The sequence below is a fragment of the Streptomyces sp. NPDC005811 genome (assembly GCF_040630405.1).
Classification (GTDB): domain Bacteria; phylum Actinomycetota; class Actinomycetes; order Streptomycetales; family Streptomycetaceae; genus Streptomyces.
The window spans coordinates 22,822-45,825 of sequence record NZ_JBEXXK010000049.1 but is presented as its reverse complement, the minus strand read 5'-3'; the positions used below and the strand labels follow the sequence as shown (position 1 = coordinate 45,825).

The window sequence follows — 23,004 nt, the reverse complement described above, 5'->3', positions numbered from 1 at the left end:
GCCTACCCAGCGGACGCGCGGCCAGACGTCCCGACCGTGTCACACCCGTCCCGTCGGCCAGGACTGGCACTCCGTGCACCGGCGTACCGCGCCCGTACGGCAGCCCGGACACCCCATCCCGACGATGAGCTCGCACACCGCACAGCGCCGCTGCGCCGCGTTCTCCGCGCTCTCCACGCTCTCCGCGTTCTCGTTCACGTCCCGTCCAACTCGTGATCCGTGTGCCGGGACACGGTCGCTCCCGCCCCGCCCGGGGACCACCCGTGAACCGGTCGTGGCGCCGTCGTCGATAGAGGGGGTGTGAGACTGTTCCGCCCCATGAGGGGCCACGGGGAGAGCGATACGGACGCGGCGCTGCTGCGGGCCGTGGCGGACGGGGACGCGGGGGCGTTGGCCACGCTGTACGACCGGCATGCCGGGTGGCTGTACGCCCGGCTCGTGCGCCGGTGCGCGGATGCCGAGGTGGCGAGGGAAGTGCTTCAGGACACCTTCGTGACCGTGTGGCGGTCGGCGGCCGGGCACCGGGGCGGGGAGGCGGGCGGCTGGCTGTGGACCATCGCCGCCCGGCGGCTCGTCGACACCCGGCGGGCGCAGGAGCGGGCCGGGCGGATCGAGACGGCTCCCCTCGACACCTCCACCCCCTCCGCCGGGATGCCCTCGGCCGAGGAACGGGTGCTGGCCGGGCTGGAGTTCGGCGATGTCGGCACCGCCCTGGACCGGATCTCCCCCGAGCTGCGGGAGGTGCTGCGCGCGACCGTCGTCGACGGGCTCACCACCCGGGAGGCGGCCCGGCTGCTGGGCATCCCCGAAGGCACGGTCAAGACCCGTGCCAAGCGTGCCCGCGCCGAACTGCGCGCGGCCCTCGCCCAGTTGAGCCCCGCACCGGCCTCGGGAGGCCTGGTATGAACACCGATGACCCGGGCGCCCGCCCCTGGCACGTGTCCGGCGATCTCGCCGCCCGCTACGCCGACGGCACCCTCCCGGAGGCCGACGCCTGGTCCCTGGAGAGCCATGTGGAGCGGTGCGGGGCGTGCGCGGCGCGCGTCTCGGAGGCGGTACGGCGGCTGCCGGCGCCCGCGCTGGTCCTGGCGGAGGTCCGGGAGGCCGTACTGAAGGATCCCGTACGGGACGTACCTGAGCCCCTTCCCACGCCGCCCGCACCCCGGGCCCGGCTGTGGTCCGCGTTCCTCGCGCGGGCCCTGTGGACCGCCGGGCCCGCCGTGCGCGGCGGCTGGCTGCCGGCGGTGCTGCTGGTCGCGCTGGGGGCGCTCGGCCTGGCGTACGGCGCGGACGTCGAGGGCGTACGGCCGCTGCTGCTCGCCCTCGCGCCGGTGGTGCCGGTGGCCGGGGTCGCCGTGTCCTACGGCCGGTACGCCGATCCGCTGCACGAGATCGCGGCGGCCACGCCCTCCGGCGGACTGCGGCTGGCGCTGACCCGGACGGCCGCCGTCCTCGGGGTCAGCGTGCCGCTGCTCACCGTGACGGGTCTGCTGCTGCCCGCCTCCGGCGCCCCGGGGGCAGCGGCCTGGCTGCTGCCTGGCCTCGCGCTGACCCTGGCCTCGCTCGCCCTGTCCGGGTACGTCGGCTGCCGTACGGCGACGGCGGTGACCGGCGGCGGCTGGCTGGCCGCCGTCCTCGCCCCGGTGCTGACCTCGCCCGGCGGAACCCCGGTCACCCGGCTCGCCGAGCAGCTCTCGCGCTGTCTGGACGGCGCGTCCGCACAGGGCGCGTGGGCGACGGCGGCCGTGCTGTGCGCCGCCGTGCTGGCCGCCCGCCGCGGCGCCTACGACGGGCTGGACCGACGATGAGCCGAACCGAGAACTGTGGAGAGAGTGAAGTGAGCGCGATACGGGTGTCCGGGCTGCGTGTCCGGCACCGCAGGACCGTCGCCCTGGACGCCGTGGACCTTGATCTCGGCGTCGGTGTGCACGGTCTGCTCGGCCCCAACGGTGCCGGGAAGACATCCCTGATCCGGGTGCTGGCCACCGTCGCGCGGCCGGACGCCGGGCGGGTGGAGATCCTCGGCGCGGACGTCGGCGAGCCCGCCCGGCGCGGTGCGGTGCGCGCCCGGCTCGGCTATCTGCCGCAGGAGTTCGGCCACTACCCGGGCTTCACGGTGCGCGAGTTCGTCGCGTACGTGGCGTGGCTGAAGGAGATGCCGGTGGCCGGGACCCCGGCCGCCGTGGAACGGGCCGTGGAGCGGGTGGGGCTCGGGGACCGGATCGACGCGAAGATGCGGACGCTGTCCGGCGGCATGGTCCGCCGGGTCGGTATCGCGCAGGCCGTCGTCAACGACCCGGACGTGCTGCTGCTCGACGAGCCGACGGCGGGCCTCGACCCGGAGCAGCGGGTGGAGTTCCGTGCGCTGCTGCGGGAGCTGGGCTCCACCTCGACCGTGATCGTCTCCACCCACCTGGTGGAGGACGTGGCGGCCGCCTGCACCGAGGTCACCCTGCTGGACGCGGGGCGGGTCGCCCACCGGGGGACCCCGGAGTCGCTCAGCGCGCTGGGCGAGGCACCGGGGGTGGGCGACAGCGTCATCGAGCGCGGCTACACCGCCGCCCTGCGGGCCCACCGGAGCGGGCTGGGGGCGGCGCGATGAGCCTCGTACGGGAGAAGGCGGCGCTGCGGCCGGTCCTGAGGCATCCGCTGCGGGCCGAGGTGGCGCGGGGGTTCGCGCCGTTCGCCGGGGCCGTGGCCTTCCTGTTGCCGGCCGTGGTGCTGGGCTTCGTGGCGGACCGCTGGCAGGGCGGCTGGGCGGAGACCCGGACCGAGCTGCACAGTGTGCTGCTGATCGTCCTGCCGCTCGGGGCCGCCGCGGGCTGCCGGCAGGGCGGGCGGGAACGCCGGAGGGGTACCGAGGAGCTGTGGGGCACGGCCGTGCGCGGGCCGCTGGCGCGGTTCCTGGCGTCGGCGCTGCCGCTCGCGCTCTGGGTGACGGCCGGGTACGCGCTGGCGGCGGCCGGGGCGCTGCTCGCGACCTGGCCGTACGCCACGGGGGACCGGCCGTACGCGGATCTGCTGCCGGCGGACGCGGTGGCGCTGGCCGCTCTCGTCGTGGCCGGCCAGGTGGTGGGGCGGCTGGTCCCGTGGCGGTTCGCGGCCCCGCTGCTGGCGCTCGGCGGCTATGCGGCGCTGGGCCTGTCGGGGCGGGCGGGCACCGGCCCGGGTCGCTTCCTGAACCCGGCGTTCGCGGTGTCGGAGGGCCTGGTGCCGGCCGGGCGGCAGCCGTGGGCGATGGCGGTGTGGGTGGCGGGGCTCGCGTCGGCCGCCGTGCTGGCGTACGCGGCGCGGCGCCGGTGGACGGCTCTGGTGCCGCTGGCGGCCGCGGTCGCGGCGGGTGTGCTGCTGGTGCGGACGGGGGACGGTCTGTGGCGGCCGAACCCGGCCGAACGCGCGCAGGTGTGCACGACCTCGACCACCCCTGACATCTGTGTCAACGATCGTTACGCCGAGCTGTTGCCGCAGGTCACGGCCGCCCTGTCGGGGGTCACCGGCAAGCTGGAGGGGGTCCGGAACCTGCCGGTGCGGTTCGAGGACCGGGTGGGTGAGCCGCGCGCGGGGGAGGCGCAGCTGCCGATGCTGACGCCGATCGGCCGGTCGGTGGTGCGAGGGCGGCTGACCGATCCGGCGCAGTACGCGTGGGAGGCGGTGACGATGCTCCAGGCCCGCGGGGACTGCGGGGAGCAGGACCGGAGGGTGACCGTGGCGGACGACGCCGTGCAGCACTACCTCGCGGCGAGCCCGGCGGAGGCGACCTTCGACGCGTTGGACGCGCGGGGCGACGCGGAGCGGCGTGCCGAACTGGCGGAGCGCAGGGCGGCCCGGGAGCGGCTGGCCTCGATGGGGGCGGACGCCCGCCGGGACTGGCTGTCGGCGTACTTCGCCACCGTCGGCGACTGCGACGCCACGAGCCGGGTGCCGGTCCTGTGAGCGCGCCGCGGCCGGGCGTCGGTCTGCTGCTGTACGCCCGCTCCCGGGCCGTCCCGGGCACGCTCGGCGCGCTCGCCGGGACCGCCGTCCTCGCCCTGGGGGCGGCGGCCCGGACGGGCTCCGGCGCGGATCCTGGCCGGCTGCTGCCGGTCGTGGCGCTGGCCCCGCTGCTGGCGGCGGCGGTGACCGGGGCGGGCCTGGGCTCCGCGGCGGAGGAACTGGACCGGACGGCCGTACGGCCCTGGTGGCCGCGGCGGCTGGGGCTGCTGCTCGGGCCGACGGCGCTCGCGGCGGTCCTGCTGCCCCTCGCGGTGGCCGGGGACGGGCCGGCCGTGCTGCGCAATCTGCTGGGCTGTACGGGCCTGGTCGCGGCCTCGGCCGTGCTGGTGGGCGCCCGGCTGAGCTGGCTGCCGGCGGCGAGCTGGGTCGGCGCGGTGTGCCTGGCGGCGGACGGGGTGCGCGGGCGGGCGGTCACCGGGTGGGGCTGGCCGGCGCAGCCTGGGGGCGTACCGGCGTCCTGGGCGGTGGCCGGGGGCGTGTTCGCGCTGGGCACGGTCCTGTACGCCGTACGAGGGGCGCGTCCCGAAGGGCCCCGTGGCTGAACCGGCGGGCGCCGGTGCCACGGGGCATGAAGAAGCCCGGATCGTCAGGCGGAGATGCCGTCGATCCGGGCCAAGGCGTCGTCCGCGCCGTACGGCTGCAAGTAGGGCAGCCAGCGCGGGTCCCTATGGCCCGTGCCGATGATGCGCCAGGCGAGGCCGGTGGGCGGGGCGGGTTTGTGGCGCAGCCGCCAGCCGATCTCGACGAGGTGGCGGTCGGCCTTGACGTGGTTGCAGCGACGGCAGGACGCCACGACGTTGTCCCACACGTGCTTGCCCCCGCGGCTGCGCGGGATGACGTGGTCGACGCTGGTTGCGACGCCACCGCAGTACATGCACCGGCCCCCGTCCCGGGCGAAGAGCGCCCGACGGGTCAGAGGAACGGGCCCCCGATAGGGAACCCGGACGAATCGCTTGAGCCGGACCACGCTGGGTGCGGGGACTGTGACGGTCGCGCTGTGCATGAAGGCGCCGGATTCCTCGAGAGAGACTGCCTTGTTCTCCAGGACGAGGATGAGCGCGCGGCGGAGCGGTACGACGCCGAGCGGCTCGTACGACGCGTTGAGGACCAGGACATGCGGCACGGATGCCTCCTTGGGCGTCGGCGGCGCGTGGCTCGCGCCGGGACGATCTGCAGTCAGTCTCTCCTCTGGCCTGGCGGACGCGCCACCATGTCCCGGTAACGGGCTGGGAGTGTTTTCGACCACACCCGGATACATCCCCCGGATCATGGCCTGTTCAAGCGCGGGTGAGGCCCGTCTCTCCTTGCCGCATCGGACGGACCCACACACAATGCCCCGTTAGTGTGGTGGTTCTGCCCGTCCGGTGACCCTTTCGTGATCTGCACGACCTTGACGACCTGACCATCGCACCGGAGGCGGACCGCTGCACCTGGAGGTACCTGCCGTGTCCTTGCCCGCCGTCCTACTGGCCGCCGGCTCCTCGCCCTCGCCGACCCCCTCGGAGTCGCCGACCGTGAGCGTCCCGTCGCTCCAGGACGCCCAGGAGAGCGCGACGAACGCGGCCAGCTGGGTCGAGCAGAACTGGTCGACGTGGCTGGCGATCGGTCTGCGCGTGCTGCTGATCCTGGTGATCGCGGCGGTGCTCAGAAAGTTCGTGCTGCGGGCGATCACCAAGCTCATCGACCGGATGAACCGCACGGTCGAGTCGGCCGCCGAGGGTTCCACGCTGGGCGGTCTGCTGGTCAACGCCGAGCGGCGGCGCCAGCGCTCGCAGGCGATCGGGTCGGTGCTGCGCTCGATGGCGAGCTTCCTGATCCTCGGCACGGCGGCGCTGATGGCGCTCTCCGCCTTCGAGATCAATCTCGCCCCGCTGCTGGCCTCGGCCGGTGTCGCGGGTGTGGCGATCGGTTTCGGCGCGCGCAACCTGGTCACGGACTTCCTCTCCGGCGTCTTCATGATCCTGGAGGACCAGTACGGCGTCGGCGACCAGATCGACGCGGGGGTCGCCAGCGGCGAGGTCATCGAGGTCGGTCTGCGGGTGACCAAGCTGCGCGGCGACAACGGCGAGATCTGGTACGTCCGCAACGGCGAGGTCAAGCGGATCGGCAACCTCTCCCAGGGCTGGGCGACGGCCGGGGTCGACGTCACCGTCAAGGCGTCGGAGGACCTGGACCGGGTGAAGGCCACGCTGGACGACGTCGCCGAGCGGATGAGCAAGGAAGAGCCCTGGAACGAGCTGCTGTGGAGCCCGATCGAGGTGCTGGGCCTGGACAGCGTGCTGCTGGACTCGATGGTGGTCCGGGTCTCGGCGAAGACCATGCCGGGCAAGGCGCTGAAGGTGGAGCGCGAGCTGCGCTGGCGGATCAAGCGGGCGTTCGACGCGGCGGACATCCGGATCGTGGGCGGCGCGACGGCTCCGGCCGAGGAGGACCCGGTCGACCCGACTTCGGTCGTCGCGGCCCCGTCGGTCTTCTCGAACGCGGACTCGCCGCAGGTCGCGGCGGCGTCCCCGATCACTCCGCAGCGGACGGTGACGCCTTCTCCCAAGTAGGGGAACGGTTTCAGCACGCTCGTTCGAGTGAACGGCAGGGGCACTCGGCGCCGACTGGTCGCCGGGTGCCCCATCGTTCTGCCGGGGCACCCAGCGCGGGCTTAGCCTGGCAACAGCGCGACGAGGAGAACCAGGGAATGAGCGCCGAACCCATCATGGAGACGGTCATGACGCACGTGGACCCCATCGACCTGTTGAGCGCGATCGAAGAGGCAGCCCCCCTGCCGATTCGACCCGAGTACGTCGAGGGGATGGCCATCGTGCCGCCGACGCCGAACGACAACCACAACCATGGGGCACTGGAGCTGGCCTTTCAGTTCCGCGCGTCCGGTTTCCCCCTCGTGGGCATGGGCAATGGCTACCGCGCCGCCCACAAGGACGGCAAGACCATGGGCCTGCTGATTCCGGACTTCTACCTCCGCCGCCGCAGGCCGACCGAACTCGACGAGTCGTACCGCAAGGCACACAAGGGCTGGTACCCCATCGACATGATCGCCCTCGTGGGCGAAGTCACCTCCACCAACCACGAGACCGACACCGGCCCCAAGCTCCGTACCTACGCCGCCGCCGGCATCCCGATCTACGTCCTCGTCGACCGTCACGCCAAGACCGCCCACTGCTACACCGACCCGGTCCTCCCCGGCGACGACCCCACAGAGGCCTACTACGCCACCGGCACCAAGGTCGACCTCGGCGATCCGCTCCCCCTGCCGGCGCCATACCCCACCCTGGAGACGGCCCCCTTCCTCGACGGCGACGTCTAAGGATCTTCACAGGCGCCCCACCTATCCCCCACGTCACATCACCCCATATCGTCACTCCGATACCGGGCCCTTGTTCTGGAGCGCAACGCCCAGGGGCCCGCTCGAATGTGGGGATACATGAGAAAGCTCGCCATAGGCACCGCCCTGACCGGTGCCCTGGCTCTGGGGGTTCTGGCCGCACCGGCCGCGCAGGCGGACTCGCCGGCGCTGACGTTCGCCGGTGTGAAGGTCAACAACGGCAAGAAGATCGTCGTGGGCACCACCGCCAAGGTGAAGGTCCCGGTCACGTACACGCTGACCCGCCCGGCGGACCTGACGATCGACTACAAGAACAACTTCGCGGGCGTCCTGCTCTACCGCGGCACGCTGGCCGACCAGGACAACTCGGTCGAGCCGGACAGCGCGCCGACCTGCACCACCACCGCCACCACCGCCACCACGGTGACCGCGTCCTGCACCGAGACCCTGGTCGTCGACCCGTGGGACAACCTCTACGAGGCCGCCGACGCCGGCACCTGGAAGACCGCGGGCTTCTACGGCCACGGCGCCACGGACCTCGACGACTCCGACGGCCACATCAGCTTCGAGTTCGGCTACGACATGTGGGCGACCTCGGCGACCGCCAAGATCCAGCGCGCCGCGAAGCTCACCGTCAACGCGACGCCCGAGCCCGTCAAGAAGGGCCGGACGCTGACCGTCAAGGGCAAGCTGACCCGCGCGGACTGGGAGGACGGCACCTACACCGGCTACAAGGGCCAGAAGGTGACCCTCCAGTTCAAGGCCAAGGGCGCGAGCTCCTACAGCACCGTCAAGACGATCACCTCCGGCACCGGTGGCGCCCTGTCCACCACCGTCAAGGCGAGCAAGGACGGTTACTACCGCTTCGCCTTCGCCGGCACGGCCACCACCGCGGCCAAGTCGGCCGCCGGCGACTACGTCGACGTGAAGTAAGCACAGCAGTAACCCGACCGCCCCCAGGTAACGACTGCGTTGCCTCGGGGGCGGTTTCCGTTTTCCTGCCTTGACGCCCCCTTCGTGCCGGGCTTACCTTCCCTTCCACCGATAGGAAACTTTCCTAACAGTGACCGGAAGTGGACTTGCCTCCCGCGTCACTGAAAAGCTGGGCAGTCCAGAAAGGCAGGTGTCGATCCCCATGGCAGGAACCGCCGGTACGCCGGGCACCCCGCGCGTCCTGCGCGCCATGAACGACCGCGCCGCCCTCGATCTCCTCCTCGCGCACGGCCCCCTGTCGCGCACCCGCATCGGCAAGCTCACCGGCCTGTCCAAGCCGACCGCCTCCCAGCTGCTCGCCCGCCTGGAGGCCGCGGGCCTGGTCCTCGCCACCGGCACCACCGAGGGACGACCCGGCCCCAACGCCCAGCTCTACGAGGTCAACCCGGCCGCCGCCTACGCGGCCGGCCTGGACGTCACCCCCGAACGCGTCCTCGCCGCCGTCGCCGACATCACCGGCCGCACCGTGGGCACGTACGAGGTGCCCACCCCCGGCAGAAGGACCGCCGGGACCGTCGTACGGCAGGTCACCGAAGCCCTCGACGGCGCCGTGAAGGCCGCGGCGCTGACCCGGGACGACGTACGGCGGCTCGTCGTCGCCACCCCCGGCGCCTTCGACCCCACCACCGGCCGACTGCGCTACGCCTCCCACCTCCCCGGCTGGCACGCGCCGACGCTGCTCGACGAACTCGCCGCAGCCCTGCCGATGCCGGTCGAGTACGAGAACGACGTCAACCTCGTCGCCGTCGCCGAACAACGCCTCGGCGCGGCCCGCGGACACGACGACTTCGTCCTCGTCTGGAACGAGGGCGGACTCGGCGCCGCCCTCGTCCTCGGCGGCCGGCTGCACCGCGGCTGGACCGGCGGCGCGGGAGAGGTGGGTTTCCTTCCCGTTCCCGGAGCACCCCTGGTCCGGCACGTCACCAAAGCCAACAGTGGCGGCTACCAGGAACTCGCCGGCTCCCAGGCCATCCCCCGGCTCGCCCGCGAACTCGGCATGACCGGCATCCCCGACGGCCCGTACGCCGAGGTCGCCGCCGCGACCCTGCACCGCGCCGCGGCCGAGGACACCGTCCTGAACCGGCTGCTGCTCCAGACGTACGCGACCCGGCTCGCGACCGGTCTCGCCTCGCTCGTCTCCGTCCTCGACCCCGAACTCGTCGTCCTCAGCGGCGCCTCCCTGACCGCCGGCGGCGAGGTGCTGCGCGCCCTCGTCCAGGCGGAACTGGAGGAACTGGCCGCGTCCCGGCCCCAGCTGGTCCTGGGCGACGTCACCGAACGGCCCGTGCTGCGCGGCGCGCTGGAGAGCGCGCTGGCGGCCACCCGCGACGAGGTCTTCGACACCTCGCGCTAGACGCCCCGTCACACCCCGTTCCCTCACTCCTCTTTCACCCCTCTTTCCTCACCCCTCTTCGCAGATCACCTCACCCTGCCCTGCCCCCGGGAGGTCCCGTCATGTCTGCACGCATCCCCTCAGTCGCCCGAAAGGCGGCTTTCGCCCTCACCGCCTCGACAGCCCTGCTGCTCGGCACCACCGCCTGTACCGGCCAGGCGTCGTCCTCCGGCGCGAGCGACGACGCGTCCAAGGAACAGACCATCACCTTCTGGCACGCCTGGAGCGCGCCGAACGAGGTCAAGGGCGTCAAGGACCTGGTCGCCGGCTTCGAGAAGGCGCACCCCAACATCCATGTGAACGTCGTCGGCAACATGACCGACGACAAGATCAACCAGGCCCTGCGCGCGGGCGGCACCAAGGCGCCCGACGTGATCTCGTCGTTCACCACCGCCAACGTCGGAAAGTTCTGCTCCTCCGGCGCCCTGGTCGACCTCAACCCGTTCTTCAAGAAGGCGGGCATCGACCCGAACACCACCTTCCCGAAGGCGATGAACGAGTACACCCAGTACCAGCTCGACCGCTGCGCGGTGCCGCTGCTGGGTGACGCCTACGGCCTCTACTACAACAAGACCGCGTTCGAGAAGGCCGGCATCACCAGCCCGCCGAAGACCTGGTCCGAGTTCGAGACCGACGCCAAGAAACTGACGATCACCCAGGGCGACACGTACAAGCAGCTCGGCTTCATGCCGAACTACCACGGCTGGGAGACCACGACCGAGCACTACCTGGGCCAGTTCTCACCGACCTACTTCGACAAGTCCGGCAAGTCGACGGTCGCCACCGACCCGGCCGTCGCCGACGCCCTCCAGCTCCAGAAGAAGCTCGTCGACGACCTCGGCGGCTTCACGAAGCTGGAGAAGTTCCGCTCCGGCCTCGGTGACGAGTGGGGCCCCAAGCACCCCTTCCAGACCGGCCAGGTCGCCATGCAGCTGGACGGCGAGTGGCGCCTCGGCATGGCCCTCGCCGCCAAGCCGGACTTCGAGATCGGCGTGGCCCCGCTGCCCGTCCCCGACGACCAGGCGGACCAGTACGGCAAGGGCTACATCACCGGCACCATCGCCGGTATCGCCGCCACCAGCAAGAAGCAGAACGCGGCCTGGGAGTTCGTCAAGTACATCACCACCGACACCGACGCGGTGGTGGGCTTCTCCAACGCCATCCACAACGTGCCCTCGACGCTGGACGCGCTGAAGTCGCCGAAGCTGAAGTACGACCCCCGCTTCAAGACGTTCCTGGACATCGCCGCGAACCCGAACTCGACCACCGCCCCGGCCTCGGTCAACGGCGGCGTCTACCTCACCACCGTCCAGCAGCTCGGCTACGACTACGAGAGCGGCAAGCTCACCGACCTGTCGGCGGGCCTGCAGAAGGCCGCCGCGCAGATCGACACGGACATCGCGCAGGCGAAGTAGCGATGAGCGCCCTCACCCTGCGGGTGAAGCGCCGCCGGTCGGCGCTGCGCACCCTGGCCTTCCTCTCGCCCTGGCTGATCGGCTTCGCGGTCTTCTTCGCGTACCCGATGATCTCGACCGTCTACTTCTCGTTCATGCACTACGACGGCTTCAAGCCGCCGACCTGGAGCGGGACGAAGAACTGGACGTACGTCTTCGATTCCTACCCGTTCTTCTGGCCCGCCCTGCGCAACACGCTCTGGCTGGTCGTGATCATGGTGACCCTGCGGGTCCTGTTCGGACTCGGCATCGGGATGCTGATCACGAAGATCAAGACGGGGACGGGGGTCTTCCGCACCCTCTTCTACCTGCCCTACCTGGCCCCGCCGGTGGCGGCCACCATGGCCTTCGCGTTCCTCCTCAACCCGGGTACGGGACCGGTCAACTCGATCCTGGAGAAGATCGGCATCCCGGCCCCGGGCTGGTTCAACGACCCGAGCTGGTCCAAGCCGGCCCTCACCCTGCTGGCCCTGTGGGGCGTCGGCGACCTGATGGTCATCTTCATGGCCGCCCTGCTCGACGTACCGAAGGAGCAGTACGAGGCGGCCGAACTGGACGGCGCGTCGGCCTGGCAGCGGTTCCGGTTCGTCACCCTGCCCAACATCTCGCCGATCATCATGTTCGCCGTCGTGACCGGCGTGATCGGGGCCATGCAGTACTACACCCAGCCCCTGGTCGCCGGAAAGGTCGCCTCGGGGGTGATCCAGGGCGCGGGCACCATGTTCGAGCCCGGCTACCCCGAGCACTCGACCCTCACGCTCCCCCAACTCGTCTACAACCTCGGCTTCCAGCGCTTCGACTACGGCTCCGCGTGTGTCGTGGCCCTGGTCCTGTTCGCCCTGTCGATGGCGTTCACCGCGCTGTTGATGCGGCGCCGGGGCGGTCTCATCCAGGCAGGTGACTGACATGACCCAGGTACTGGAACGGCCGGTGGAGCTGAACAGTCCCGCCTCGCCCGCCGAGCGCACCGCGCGCCGCAAGGCGCTCCTGGAATGGATCGCGATCCACTCCCTCGGCGTGGCCGCGGCCCTGTTCTTCACCCTCCCCTTCGTGTTCGTGTTCCTGACGTCCCTGATGAGCGACTCGCAGGCGCTCAGCCGGGACCTGATCCCGCACACCTGGGAATGGGCCAACTACCGGAAGGTCTTCGACACCCCCGGCTTCCTCACCTGGTGGAAGAACACCCTGATCTACGCGGGACTGGGAACCGTCCTTACCGTCGCCTCCTCGATCCCGGTGGCGTACGCGCTCGCCAAGTTCCGCTTCCGGGGCCGCAATCTGACGCTCATGCTGGTGATCTCGATGATGATGCTGCCGCCGCAGGTCGTCGTCATCCCGATGTACCTGTTCTGGGCCAAGCAGCTCGACCTCTCCGGCACCCTGTGGCCGATGATCATCCCGCTGGCGTTCGGCGACGCGTTCTCCATCTTCCTGCTGCGCCAGTTCCTGATGACGATCCCGAACGAGTACCTGGACTCGGCGAAGGTCGACGGCTGCGGCGATCTGCGCACGCTGCTGCGGATCGTCCTGCCGATGGCGAAGCCCGGGATCGCCGCCGTCGCCCTCTTCCAGTTCTTCAACGCCTGGAACGACTACTTCGGCCCGCAGATCTACGCCTCGGAGAACCCGGGCGCGTGGACCCTCTCCTACGGCCTGGAGTCCTTCAAGGGCGCGCACCACACCGACTGGAACCTCACCATGGCGGCCACCGTGCTGGTCATGGCCCCCGTGATCCTCGTGTTCTTCTTCGCCCAGAAGGCGTTCGTCGAAGGTGTCACCCTCACCGGAGTGAAGGGTTAACAAGGCATGAAACTCACCGTGGTGGGGGGCGGTTCGACCTACACCCCCGAACTGATCGACGGCTTCGCCCGGCTGCGCGACACCCTGCCGCTCCAGGAGCTGGTCCTGGTCGACCCGGCCGCCGACCGTCTGGAACTCGTGGGCGGACTGGCGCGGCGGATCTTCGCCCGGCAGGGCCACCCGGGGCGGATCGTCACCACCTCCGACCTGGACGCGGCCGTCGACGGCGCCGACGCCGTGCTGCTCCAACTGCGCGTCGGCGGCCAGGCGGCCCGCCAACAGGACGAGACCTGGCCCCTGGAGTGCGGCTGCGTCGGCCAGGAGACCACCGGCGCCGGCGGCCTCGCCAAGGCGCTGCGCACGGTCCCCGTGGTCCTGGACATCGCCGAACGGGTCCGCCGGACCAACCCGGGCGCCTGGATCGTCGACTTCACCAACCCGGTCGGCATCGTCACCCGCGCCCTGCTGAAGGAGGGCCACAAGGCGGTCGGCCTGTGCAATGTGGCGATCGGGCTGCAACGCAGGTTCGCCGCGCTGCTCGACGTGACACCGGCGGACGTCCACCTGGACCACGTCGGCCTCAACCACCTCACCTGGGAGACCGGCGTCCGTCTGGGCGGCCCGGAGGGCGAGGACGTCCTGCCGGGCCTGCTGGCCGCCCACGGCGACACGATCGCCGGCGACCTGCGCCTGCCCCTCCCCCTGCTGCGCCTCCTCGGCGTGGTCCCGTCCTACTACCTGCGCTACTACTACGCCCACGACGAGGTCGTACGGGAGCTGCGCACGAAGCCGTCCAGGGCGGCCGAGGTGGCCGCGATGGAACGGCAGCTGCTGGAGATGTACGGCGACCCGGCGCTCGACGAGAAACCGGAGCTGCTCACCAAGCGCGGCGGCGCCTTCTACTCCGAGGCGGCCGTGGACCTGGCGGCGGCCCTGCTCACGGGCTCGGGAAGCCCGTACCAGGTGGTCAACACGCTCAACGACGGCACGCTGCCCTTCCTCCCCGACGACGCGGTGATCGAGGTGCAGGCGGCCGTGGGCCAGAAGGGTCCCTCCCCGCTGCCCGTGGCCCCGGTGGACCCGCTGTACGCGGGGCTGATGGCGAACGTGACGGCGTACGAGGACCTGGCCCTGGACGCGGCCCTGCGGGGCGGCCGGGACCGCGTGTTCAAGGCCCTCCTCGCCCACCCCCTGATCGCCCAGCACGCCTACGCCGACGAGCTGACCGACCGACTGATCGCACACAACCGGGAGCACCTCGCGTGGGCCTGACCGCAAGCGTCCTCGCCATCGACGCGGGCAACAGCAAGACCGACGTGGCGGTGGTGGCCGCCGACGGGGAGGTGCTCGCCACCGCCCGCGGCGCCGGCTTCCGCCCGCCCGCCGTCGGGGTCGAGGCGGCCGTCGACGCCCTCGCCGAGGCCGTCACGCGCGCGTACGCCGCCGCCGGCGTCACCTCGGTGACCCATGTCTCCGCCTGCCTGGCCAACGCCGACCTGCCGGTGGAGGAGAAGCAGTTGGCGGCGGCCCTGCACGCACGCGCGTGGGGCGCCACCGTGGACGTCCGCAACGACACCTTCGCCATCCTGCGCGCCGGCGTGCCCGACCCCCGGGGCGTGGCCGTGGTCTGCGGCGCCGGCATCAACTGCGTCGGCATGCGCCCCGACGGCCGCACCGCCCGCTTCCCGGCCCTGGGCCGCCTCTCCGGGGACTGGGGCGGCGGCTGGGGCCTGGCCGAGGAGGCGGTCTGGCACGCGGCCCGCGCGGAGGACGGCAGGGGCCCCGCCACCGCCCTGGCCCACACCCTCCCCGCCCACTTCGGCCGCCCCGACATGTACGCCCTCATCGAGGCCCTGCACCTGGAGCACATCCCGGACCTGCGCCGCCACGAACTGACCCCGGTCCTCTTCGAGACGGCGGCCCGGGGCGACACCGTGGCCCGCGGGATCGTCGACCGCCTCGCCGAGGAGGTCGTCACCATGGCGACGGTCGCCCTGACCCGCCTGGACCTCCTGGGGGAGGAGACCCCGGTCCTCCTCGGCGGAGGGGTCCTGACGGCAGGTCACGACCAGCTGGACGACGGCATACGGGACCGCCTGACGGCACGCGCCCCGAAGGCGGTGGCGGAGGTGGTACGCGCGCGCCCGGTCCTCGGGGCGGCACTGCTGGGCCTGGACCGGGTCGGGTCGGGGGCGCGGGCACAGGGAAGGACCAGGGAGTTCTTCGAGGCGTGAAAGGAACCGAACACCCGCCCACGACGTTTTCATGAACAGGGGTGACTGCGATCTGATCAAGATCGAGTGAAGGCCGGTGTGCAATGACACCCCCGCCAGCGATACTTGCGGCGAGGCATGACCATGGGGGAGGTCAGAAACGTGGCAGAACCGGCAACAGCCGCTCCACCGAATCGCCGTACGGCGTTCGCGGAGGGCGTGGACAAGGCCCGCGCCGCGGCGACGACGGAGCCGGGCCGGCTCCGGATCATCGGCGCCGTCCTCGCCCTCCTCGTGGTCGCGTTCGGCGCCGTCACCGCCTGGCAGACCGCCGACCGCGCCGCCGCGGCCGACGACGTGCTGCACAAGAGCCAGCCGCTGAGCGCGGCCGCGGCCGAGATCTACCGTTCGCTGGCCGACGCCAACACCGCCGCCTCCAGCGGCTTCCTCGCGGGCGGCCAGGAGACGCCAACCTCCCGCAAGCAGTACGAGGAGGACATCGACAAGGCGGCCGCCGAGCTGGTGCGGGCCGCCAACAGCTCCGACCCGGACTCCCCCTCCGCCGACGCCATCACCAAGCTGAACACCCTGCTCCCGGAGTACAAGGGCCTGGTCGAGCGCGCGCGGACGTACAACCGTCAGGGCTTCCCGGTCGGCGGCGCCTATCTGCGCTACGCGAACCAGAAGATGCAGGACGAGATGCTCCCGGCGGCGCAGCAGCTCTACACCAAGGAGAACCAGCGCCTCGAGGACGACTACGCCGACGCCACCCCCTACCCGTGGGCGGCGATCGCGCTGGGCGTCCTGGCGCTGGCCGCCCTGGCGTGGGCGCAGCACCGCAACTACCGCCGGACGAACCGGGTCCTCAACCACGGCCTGGTCTCGGCCACCGCGGCCGCCACCGTCGTCCTGCTGTGGCTCGTCGTCGGCCACAGTGTGGCCCGCGCGGCACTGAACGACTCCTACGACCACGGCGTCCGCTCGCTGAACGTGCTGCACGACGCGCGGATCGCGTCCCTGAAGGCGCGCGGCAACGAGAACCTCACGCTGGTGGCGCGCGGCGCCGAGACCGAGAAGATCGCGGTCGACGGCGGCGAACCCAAGACGGTCGACAAGTACGACAACGACTTCACCACCGAGATGAAAGACCTCGCCACCGGCCTCACACAGGCGGCGAAGCTCGCCGACGACCAGGCGGGCGAGAAGCCGGTCACCTCGGCGGAGGGCAACATGGCGGTGTGGAATCAGCGCCACCTCGCGGCCCGCGAGCAGGACGACAACGGCAACTACGAGCAGGCGCTGGCCCTGGTGATCGGTGACAAGGGCGCGACCGCCGAGTGCTTCGACAGCGTCGACAAGAACCTGGCGACGGCGCTCAAGCACGAGCAGAAGGAGTTCCAGGCGGCGGCCGGGGACGGTCTGGGCGCGATGACCGGTCTGACGGCCGGCGCGGCCGTCCTCGCGGTGCTGGGTGCGGCGGGCGCGGTCCTCGGCATCGGCCGCAGGCTGTCGGAGTACCGGTGAGAGGGGGCATGGCGATGCGGGCACGACGTGTGCGCGACAGCCTGAAGGGCTGGGGCGGTGTGGGGGCGATGGCGGGCGTCTGCGCCCTCGCGCTGACCGGTGTGCTGCTGCTGCCGCTGACCACCGGCCACCGGGGCGACGGCTCGACGGGCCTGGCGGGCCCGCGGATCGCCGCGGGGAGCCCGGCGGCGGACGCCAAGTGCACGGACCCCGAGAAGCAGACGCTGCCGCCGTCGAGCGCGGACGGCCCGACGATCGCCGCGATCAAGGCCCGCACGGGCGAGAAGCGCAAGCTGATCGTCGGCGTCGACCAGAACAGCTACCGCTGGGGCTACCGCGACCCGAACAACGCGGGCGCGAAGCTGGAGGGTTTCGACATCGACCTGGTGCACGCGATCGCCCAGGACATCCTCGGCGACCCGGAGGCGGTCCAGTTCAAGGCCATCCCGACCAACCAGCGCATCCCCGCACTCCAGGACAAGCAGGTCGACATGGTCGTCCGCACGATGACGATCAACTGCGACCGCATCGGGGACGTCGCGTTCTCCGCGCCCTACTTCAAGACCGGCCAGCAGGTGCTCGCCCCCAAGTCCTCCTCGATCAAGGGGTACGGCCCCACCCTGGCCGGGAAGAAGATCTGCACGGCGTCCGGTTCGATCGCCAACCTCCGCCTCACCGGGGACAAGACCGCGGGCCGTATACCCAAGAGCGTGAATCTCGACACGGTCGTCCCCAGCCAGCTGGACTGCCTGGTGCGGCTCCAGCTCGGCGAGGTCGACGCGGTCGTCACCGACGGCGCGCTCGCGGCGAGCCAGGCCGCCCAGGACCCGACGGTGCAGCTCAAGGGCGATCCGTTCACGACCGAGTACTACGGCGTGGCGATGAACCTGAAGGCGAACGACCTGGTCAGCCGGGTCAACCAGATCCTCGTGGAGTACCGGGCGAACGGCTGGCAGACGTCGTACGACAAGTGGCTGTCGGCGACACTGGGCAGTAACGCGGGGCTGGCGAAGCCGCCCGCTCCCGTGTATCTGCGCAAGAGCTGACGGTCCGACAGGCAGGACACGTACCGGAGCAACGATCCGCACGGCGGCGAAAGAGGTGGTCGATGGGCGTCACGGGAGCCCCCGGGCCGGTGATGGACCGGGACGAGGTCGACCGTGCGCTGGCGCGGCTCGGCGCGGAGCACGAGGCGATCGAGACCTCGCTCCTCGCCCTGCAGGACCACGCGGGCCGACGGCTCCTGGAGGGCGCCCGGCTGACCGGGGTCACCGAGCGGCGCTGGGGGGCCGCGGAGGCGCAGATCACCCTGCTGTGGGCGTACTTCGACGCGTACACGGACGCGTTGCGCTCCGCGCGGGAGATCCGCTCGCGCCGCCGCTGGTCCAGCCGTGAGGACCTGGTGGAGCTGACGGAGCTGCTGCGCGGCGAGTCCGTCACGGTCGCCGGCTCGGCCACGGCCGCGGCGAACGCGCCGACGCTGGTCGGCACCGGCAAGCTCAGCCAGAGCTTCTCCCTGGCCGCCCTCGTCGACACGATGAACGACCTGTACGCCTCGTCGCTGGACATGGTGGTCGCCGCCGACGCGGTGTGGTCGGCGCTGCCCGCGCGGATCGATTTACTGGCCGCGGAGCTCCAGCGCACCCGGCAGCTCGCACACTCCGTGGGCGTGCGCCCGGGCGAGCACCCGGCGGGCGACGACCTGGAGCACATCACGGGCACGCTGACGCGGCTGCGCGAGGAGGTGGTGTCGGACCCGCTGGCGTACTGGGTGCCGGCGCAGGGCAGTTCGGCGCCCGGCGGCGGCCGTCCGGACACCACGGTGTACGACCGTGAGGCGCGCGCCCTGGAGGACGTACGGCGGGAGATCGACGCCGTCCTGACGGTCCGCCAGGACGCCGAGCAGCGGCTGGTCCGGCTGCGGGACGTGCTCAGCCGGGCCGACCGCACCCTCGCCGAGGCGCGCACCGCGCGCGGGGAGGTGCTCGCCAAGATCGCGGCGACGGAGGTGCCGGTGGTCAGCGGCCCGCCGACCGTGCTCCAGGAGCAGCTCGCGACGGCCGCCGAGTACCGCCGGCACGCGCAGTGGCACCGGCTGTCCCCGCTGCTGGAGTCGCTGGAGCGGAAGGCGGAGGACGAGCTGTTGCGCGCCCGCGAGTCGCTCACGGCGGTCACGGCGCCGCTGGCGGTCCGCGCGGAGCTGCGCGGCCGGCTCGACGCGTACAAGGCGAAGGTGGCCCGGCACGGCCTCGCCGAGGACCCGTTCCTCATCGAGCGCTACGACGCGGCGCGCCGCATGCTGTGGAGCGCGCCCTGCGATCTGCGCGTCGCCGAACAGGCCGTCCTGCGCTACCAGCGGGCGGCCGCCGAACTGCTGTCCGCCCCGCGCGTACCGGAGCAGGGCGGGCCTCAGGACCACAGGGGGGAGCGGTAGCCATGAGTCAGGCGGGGCAGACGTGTCAGCGGCCGGGCTGCGAGGGGTCGTACGAGGACGTGGGCGGCGGCGAGCTGTACTGCGACACGTGCGGGCTCGCCCCGGTCGTCTCGGCGGGGGGCCTGGGCGGCTCGCGCGGCAGCGGCAGTGCCGACACCCCGGCCAGTTCCCGCAGTGCGCGCAGTGCGCGGACGTCGTCGGAATCGGCGAAGTCGCGCCGCTCGGTGTCGGGACGGCTCTCGCGCTCCCTGTCGGGCAAGGCGACGGGCCGCTCGGTGTCGGTGCGCAGCTCCGGCTCGTCGGCCGGCTCCTCCGGGCGGGCGCGGCTCGGGGCCGGTCTGGTGACGGTGCCGCAGGTGCCGCGGCCCGACCCGCGCGCGATGGTGCTGGACGACCCGGAGGTGCCCGAGCGCAAGCGGTTCTGCTCGCGCTCCGACTGCGGTGCGCCGGTGGGCCGTTCGCGCGGTGACCTGGCGGGGCGCACGGAGGGCTTCTGCACCAAGTGCGGCAACCCGTACTCGTTCGTCCCCAAGCTGCGGGGCGGGGACGTCGTGCACGGCCAGTACGAGGTCGCGGGCTGTCTGGCGCACGGCGGTCTGGGCTGGATCTACCTCGCGGTGGACCGGGCCGTCGCGGACCGCTGGGTGGTGCTGAAGGGCCTGCTGGACACGGGCGACCAGGACGCGATGGCCGCCGCGATCTCCGAGCGGCGCTTCCTCGCCGAGATCGAGCACGCCAACATCGTGCGGATCTACAACTTCGTCGAGCACCTCGACCAGCGGACCGGGTCGCTGGACGGCTACATCGTCATGGAGTACGTCGGCGGCAAGTCCCTCAAGGAGATCGCCAACACCCGCCGCAGCGGCGACGGGAAGCGGGACCCGCTGCCGGTGGAGCAGGCGTGCGCGTACGGCATCGAGGCCCTGGAGGCGCTCGGGCATCTGCACAGCCGCAATCTGCTGTACTGCGACTTCAAGGTCGACAACGCGATCCAGACCGAGGACCAGCTCAAGCTGATCGACATGGGCGCGGTGCGCAGGATGGACGACGAGGAGTCGGCCATCTACGGCACGGTCGGCTACCAGGCGCCGGAGGTGGCCGACGTCGGCCCGTCGGTGGCCAGCGACCTCTACACCGTGGGCCGTACGCTGGCCGTCCTGACCTTCGACTTCCAGGGCTACACGACGGTCTTCGCCGACTCGCTGCCCGACCCGGACACCATCGAGGTGTTCCGCCGGTACGAGTCCTTCTACCGGCTGCTGGTGCGCGCCACCGATCCCGACCCGGCCCGGCGGTTCGCCTCCGCGCAGGAGATGGCCGAGCAGCTGACGGGGGTGCTGCGGGAGGTCGTCTCGGTGCAGAGCGGCAAGGCCCGGCCGGCCCTGTCGACGCTGTTCGGGCCCGAGATCAAGGTCACGGACAGCGAGCTGTTCCCCAAGCTGGACGGGGAGGTGTCCCGGCTCGGCACACGGGTCGTCAGTTCGCCGCGGCAGTCCGGCGGTTCGGCGTCCGGCGCCCCGGCCCTGGCGGGTGCCGGATCGGCCTCCGGTGCTCCGGCGCGGAGTGCCGGTGGTGCCGGTGGTGCCGCCCCGGCTCTTCCCGCCGCCTCCGCCGCCTCAGGGGGCTCCGGGGGCTCCGGGGGCTCCGGCGCCCTGGTCAAGACCGTCGCCGCGCCCGCCGCCGGGCTCGCGCTGCCCGTGCCGCACGTGGACCCAGCCGACCCCAACGCGGGCTTCCTGGCGGGCCTTTCGGCGTCCGCGGCGGGCGAGCTGATCACCGCCCTCACGGCCGCGCCGGCCCCGTCCGTGGAGACCCGGCTGCGCCAGGTCCGCGCCTGGCTGGAGAACGGCGACCACCGGACGGCCCTGCAGTCCCTGTCCACCCTGGAGGGCGAACGGCCCGACGACTGGCGGGTGGTCTGGTACCGGGGCGTGGCCTCGCTGGCCACCGGCGACCACGAGGGTGCCGCGCTCGCCTTCGACGCCCTCTACGACGCCTTCCCGGGCGAGCCCGCGCCCAAGCTGGCGCTCGGTCTGTGCGCCGAGGTGCTGGGCCAGTTGGACAACGCGGCCGAGTACTACCGGCTCGTCTGGTCGACCGACCCCAGCTATGTGAGCGCGGCGTTCGGCCTCGCGCGCGTGCAGCTCGCCGCCGGGGACCGCCGTGGTGCCGTACGGACCCTGGAGTCCGTGCCGGAGTCCTCCATCCACTACACGGCGGCCCGGGTCGCGGCGGTGCGGGCCCGGCTCAGGCAGCGGACGGCGGTCGCCGCCGACGTACCCTTCCAGGAGGATCTCACCGCGGCTGCGGGGCAGGTCGAGGCGCTGGACGCGTACGGCCTCGACCCCACGCGGCGGGAGCAGTTGTCCGCGGAAGTCCTCGGCTGCGCGCTGGACTGGATACTCTCCGGGGGCCAGGGCTCCGGCCCGGACGCCCGGCAGCCGCTGCTCGGCGCTCAACTCGACGAGCGGGGGCTGCGCTTCGGCCTGGAGCGCTCGTACCGCACGCTGGCCCGGCTGGCGACGCGCGGTGAGGAGAGGATCGACCTGGTGGAACGTGCCAATCGTTACCGCCCCCGGACGTGGGTGTAGTTGATGTCCCAGATGCCCCGGCAGGCCGCCCTGCCGACGTGTCCGAGCTGCGCGGAGCCGCTCGACGCGGGTGACCGTTACTGCGGCGCGTGCGGATTCGACCTGTCGGTCGTGCCGCACCGCCCGGACGACCACCCGACCCTCGCGATGAACGGCGCGGCCGCCCCGGAGGCCCTCGCGGCGTGGGCCGCGCCCGCGGCGGCGCCCACCGGCGGAGTGCGGTTCGACCGGCCCGCCGAGCCGGAGGAGTATCCGTTGCAGGCGCCGGACCCGCGGGTCGCCGCCGAGGCCGGCGCGGTCAAGGTGTGCGTGGCCTGCCGGGCCGGGCGGGTCGACGACGACGGGTACTGCGAGAACTGCGGACACGCCCAGCCGCGTGAACGCGACCACATGGAACTGGAGTCGGGCCCGGTGGCCGCCGTCAGCGACCGCGGGCTGCGCCACCACCGCAACGAGGACTCCTTCAGCCTCGGCCGCGCCACACTGCCCGACGGCTCCCCGGCGCTCGTCGCGATCGTCTGCGACGGCGTCTCCTCGGCGACCCGTCCCGACGACGCCTCGATGGCCGCGGCCCGGACGGCGGGCGACACGCTGCTGGCGGCCCTGCCGCAGGGCACCCACCCGCAGGCGGCGATGCACAAGGCGATCGTCGCCGCCGCGAACGCGGTCAACGCGCTGGCCGGCGAGCCCGCCACCGCCCGCGAGCACACCCCGCACCAGAACTCCCCCGCCTGCACCCTGGTCGGCGCGGTCGTCACCGCGGGACTGCTGGTCGTCGGCTGGGTCGGCGACAGCCGCGCCTACTGGGTGCCGGCCGACCGCGCCACTCCCCCGGCCCGGCTCACCGAGGACGACTCCTGGGCCGCGCAGATGGTCGCCGCGGGCCTGATGAGCGAGGCCGAGGCGTACGCCGACGAGCGCGCCCACGCGATCACCGGCTGGCTCGGCGCCGACGCCTATGAACTGGAGCCGCACACCGCGTCCTTCAAGCCGGACCGTCCCGGTGTGGTGGTGGTGTGCACCGACGGTCTGTGGAACTACGCGGAGGCGGCCGAGGAGATGGCCGAGGTCGTCCCCCTCGACGCCGCCGTACGACCGCTGCACTGCGCGCAGGTCCTCGTCGGCCACGCCCTGGACGGCGGGGGCCACGACAACGTAACAGTGGCCGTCGTACCGTTCCCCGCGCCGCCTCAGGGGGCAGGAAACGCCTGAGGGCGCAAACGGGGACATCCACGGGTGACACGCCCACGGGCCGGAGGGGACCGGTCCGCACCT

At 72.3% G+C, this 23,004-nt stretch carries 21 protein-coding genes; 19 read left to right on the top strand and 2 right to left on the bottom strand.

The window, feature by feature from the left end; translation table 11 throughout:
* Positions 1-39: 39 nt before the first annotated feature.
* Entirely contained in the window at positions 40-198 is a 159-nt protein-coding gene (locus tag ABZ490_RS39120) for a hypothetical protein (protein WP_359001754.1), read from the bottom strand.
* A gap of 120 nt (positions 199-318) precedes the next feature.
* On the opposite strand from ABZ490_RS39120, the gene ABZ490_RS39115 reads away from it, so the two are divergent.
* The 5 genes from ABZ490_RS39115 to ABZ490_RS39095 are packed head-to-tail and all read left to right on the top strand — an operon-like array spanning position 319 to position 4,535.
* The gene (locus tag ABZ490_RS39115) at positions 319-906 is read left to right on the top strand and encodes an RNA polymerase sigma factor (protein ID WP_359001751.1); all 588 of its coding nucleotides are present in this window, start codon (positions 319-321) and stop codon (positions 904-906) included.
* Positions 903-1,808, top strand: a complete 906-nt coding sequence (locus ABZ490_RS39110; protein ID WP_359001748.1) for a zf-HC2 domain-containing protein — start codon at positions 903-905, stop codon at positions 1,806-1,808. Before ABZ490_RS39115 ends, ABZ490_RS39110 begins: the two co-directional genes overlap by 4 nt.
* Before the next feature lie 29 nt (positions 1,809-1,837).
* Positions 1,838-2,602: an ABC transporter ATP-binding protein gene (locus tag ABZ490_RS39105; protein ID WP_359001745.1), complete on the top strand. Its 765-nt coding sequence runs from the start codon at positions 1,838-1,840 to the stop codon at positions 2,600-2,602.
* Positions 2,599-3,933 carry a hypothetical protein gene (locus tag ABZ490_RS39100; protein ID WP_359001742.1) on the top strand — a complete coding sequence of 445 codons (1,335 nt, stop codon included), beginning with the start codon at positions 2,599-2,601 and terminating at the stop codon, positions 3,931-3,933. The genes ABZ490_RS39105 and ABZ490_RS39100 overlap by 4 nt, the downstream gene beginning before the upstream one ends.
* Positions 3,930-4,535 (top strand): hypothetical protein, encoded by a 606-nt coding sequence (locus tag ABZ490_RS39095; protein WP_359001739.1) that lies wholly within the window; start codon positions 3,930-3,932, stop codon positions 4,533-4,535. The genes ABZ490_RS39100 and ABZ490_RS39095 overlap by 4 nt, the downstream gene beginning before the upstream one ends.
* Positions 4,536-4,579: 44 nt before the next feature.
* Here the strand turns inward: ABZ490_RS39095 and ABZ490_RS39090 are convergent, their stop codons facing one another.
* On the bottom strand, positions 4,580-5,116 hold the full coding sequence (locus ABZ490_RS39090) for an HNH endonuclease (RefSeq protein ID WP_359001736.1): 537 nt from the start codon (positions 5,114-5,116) through the stop codon (positions 4,580-4,582).
* Between the two features lie 322 nt (positions 5,117-5,438).
* Here ABZ490_RS39090 and ABZ490_RS39085 point away from each other — a divergent pair, with 322 nt between their 5' ends.
* The 14 genes from ABZ490_RS39085 (at position 5,439) to ABZ490_RS39020 (ending at position 22,941) form a co-directional block, all read left to right on the top strand.
* The gene (locus tag ABZ490_RS39085) at positions 5,439-6,545 is read left to right on the top strand and encodes a mechanosensitive ion channel family protein (RefSeq protein ID WP_359001733.1); all 1,107 of its coding nucleotides are present in this window, start codon (positions 5,439-5,441) and stop codon (positions 6,543-6,545) included.
* A gap of 137 nt (positions 6,546-6,682) precedes the next feature.
* On the top strand, positions 6,683-7,309 hold the full coding sequence (locus ABZ490_RS39080; protein WP_359001730.1) for a Uma2 family endonuclease: 627 nt from the start codon (positions 6,683-6,685) through the stop codon (positions 7,307-7,309).
* A gap of 117 nt (positions 7,310-7,426) precedes the next feature.
* Positions 7,427-8,260 (top strand): hypothetical protein, encoded by an 834-nt coding sequence (locus ABZ490_RS39075; protein WP_359001727.1) that lies wholly within the window; start codon positions 7,427-7,429, stop codon positions 8,258-8,260.
* Positions 8,261-8,462: 202 nt separating this feature from the next.
* Positions 8,463-9,674: an ROK family transcriptional regulator gene (locus tag ABZ490_RS39070; protein WP_359001724.1), complete on the top strand. Its 1,212-nt coding sequence runs from the start codon at positions 8,463-8,465 to the stop codon at positions 9,672-9,674.
* Positions 9,675-9,775: 101 nt separating this feature from the next.
* Positions 9,776-11,128, top strand: coding sequence for an ABC transporter substrate-binding protein (locus tag ABZ490_RS39065; RefSeq protein ID WP_359001721.1), 1,353 nt, complete (start codon positions 9,776-9,778; stop codon positions 11,126-11,128).
* 2 nt (positions 11,129-11,130) lie between these two features.
* Positions 11,131-12,072, top strand: a complete 942-nt coding sequence (locus ABZ490_RS39060; protein WP_359001718.1) for a sugar ABC transporter permease — start codon at positions 11,131-11,133, stop codon at positions 12,070-12,072.
* Between the two features lies 1 nt (position 12,073).
* Positions 12,074-12,967, top strand: a complete 894-nt coding sequence (locus ABZ490_RS39055) for a carbohydrate ABC transporter permease (RefSeq protein ID WP_359001715.1) — start codon at positions 12,074-12,076, stop codon at positions 12,965-12,967.
* Positions 12,968-12,973: 6 nt separating this feature from the next.
* On the top strand, positions 12,974-14,239 hold the full coding sequence (locus tag ABZ490_RS39050; RefSeq protein WP_359001712.1) for a 6-phospho-beta-glucosidase: 1,266 nt from the start codon (positions 12,974-12,976) through the stop codon (positions 14,237-14,239).
* Positions 14,230-15,201 (top strand): BadF/BadG/BcrA/BcrD ATPase family protein, encoded by a 972-nt coding sequence (locus tag ABZ490_RS39045; RefSeq protein ID WP_359001709.1) that lies wholly within the window; start codon positions 14,230-14,232, stop codon positions 15,199-15,201. The genes ABZ490_RS39050 and ABZ490_RS39045 overlap by 10 nt, the downstream gene beginning before the upstream one ends.
* Positions 15,202-15,324: 123 nt before the next feature.
* Positions 15,325-16,704 (top strand): hypothetical protein, encoded by a 1,380-nt coding sequence (locus tag ABZ490_RS39040; RefSeq protein WP_359001706.1) that lies wholly within the window; start codon positions 15,325-15,327, stop codon positions 16,702-16,704.
* 14 nt (positions 16,705-16,718) lie between these two features.
* Positions 16,719-17,750 carry a glutamate ABC transporter substrate-binding protein gene (locus ABZ490_RS39035; RefSeq protein WP_359001703.1) on the top strand — a complete coding sequence of 344 codons (1,032 nt, stop codon included), beginning with the start codon at positions 16,719-16,721 and terminating at the stop codon, positions 17,748-17,750.
* A gap of 62 nt (positions 17,751-17,812) precedes the next feature.
* On the top strand, positions 17,813-19,138 hold the full coding sequence (locus ABZ490_RS39030; RefSeq protein ID WP_359001700.1) for a hypothetical protein: 1,326 nt from the start codon (positions 17,813-17,815) through the stop codon (positions 19,136-19,138).
* Positions 19,139-19,140: 2 nt separating this feature from the next.
* The gene (locus ABZ490_RS39025) at positions 19,141-21,729 is read left to right on the top strand and encodes a tetratricopeptide repeat protein (RefSeq protein WP_359001696.1); all 2,589 of its coding nucleotides are present in this window, start codon (positions 19,141-19,143) and stop codon (positions 21,727-21,729) included.
* 3 nt (positions 21,730-21,732) lie between these two features.
* The gene (locus tag ABZ490_RS39020) at positions 21,733-22,941 is read left to right on the top strand and encodes a PP2C family serine/threonine-protein phosphatase (RefSeq protein WP_359001693.1); all 1,209 of its coding nucleotides are present in this window, start codon (positions 21,733-21,735) and stop codon (positions 22,939-22,941) included.
* Positions 22,942-23,004 lie beyond the last annotated feature (63 nt).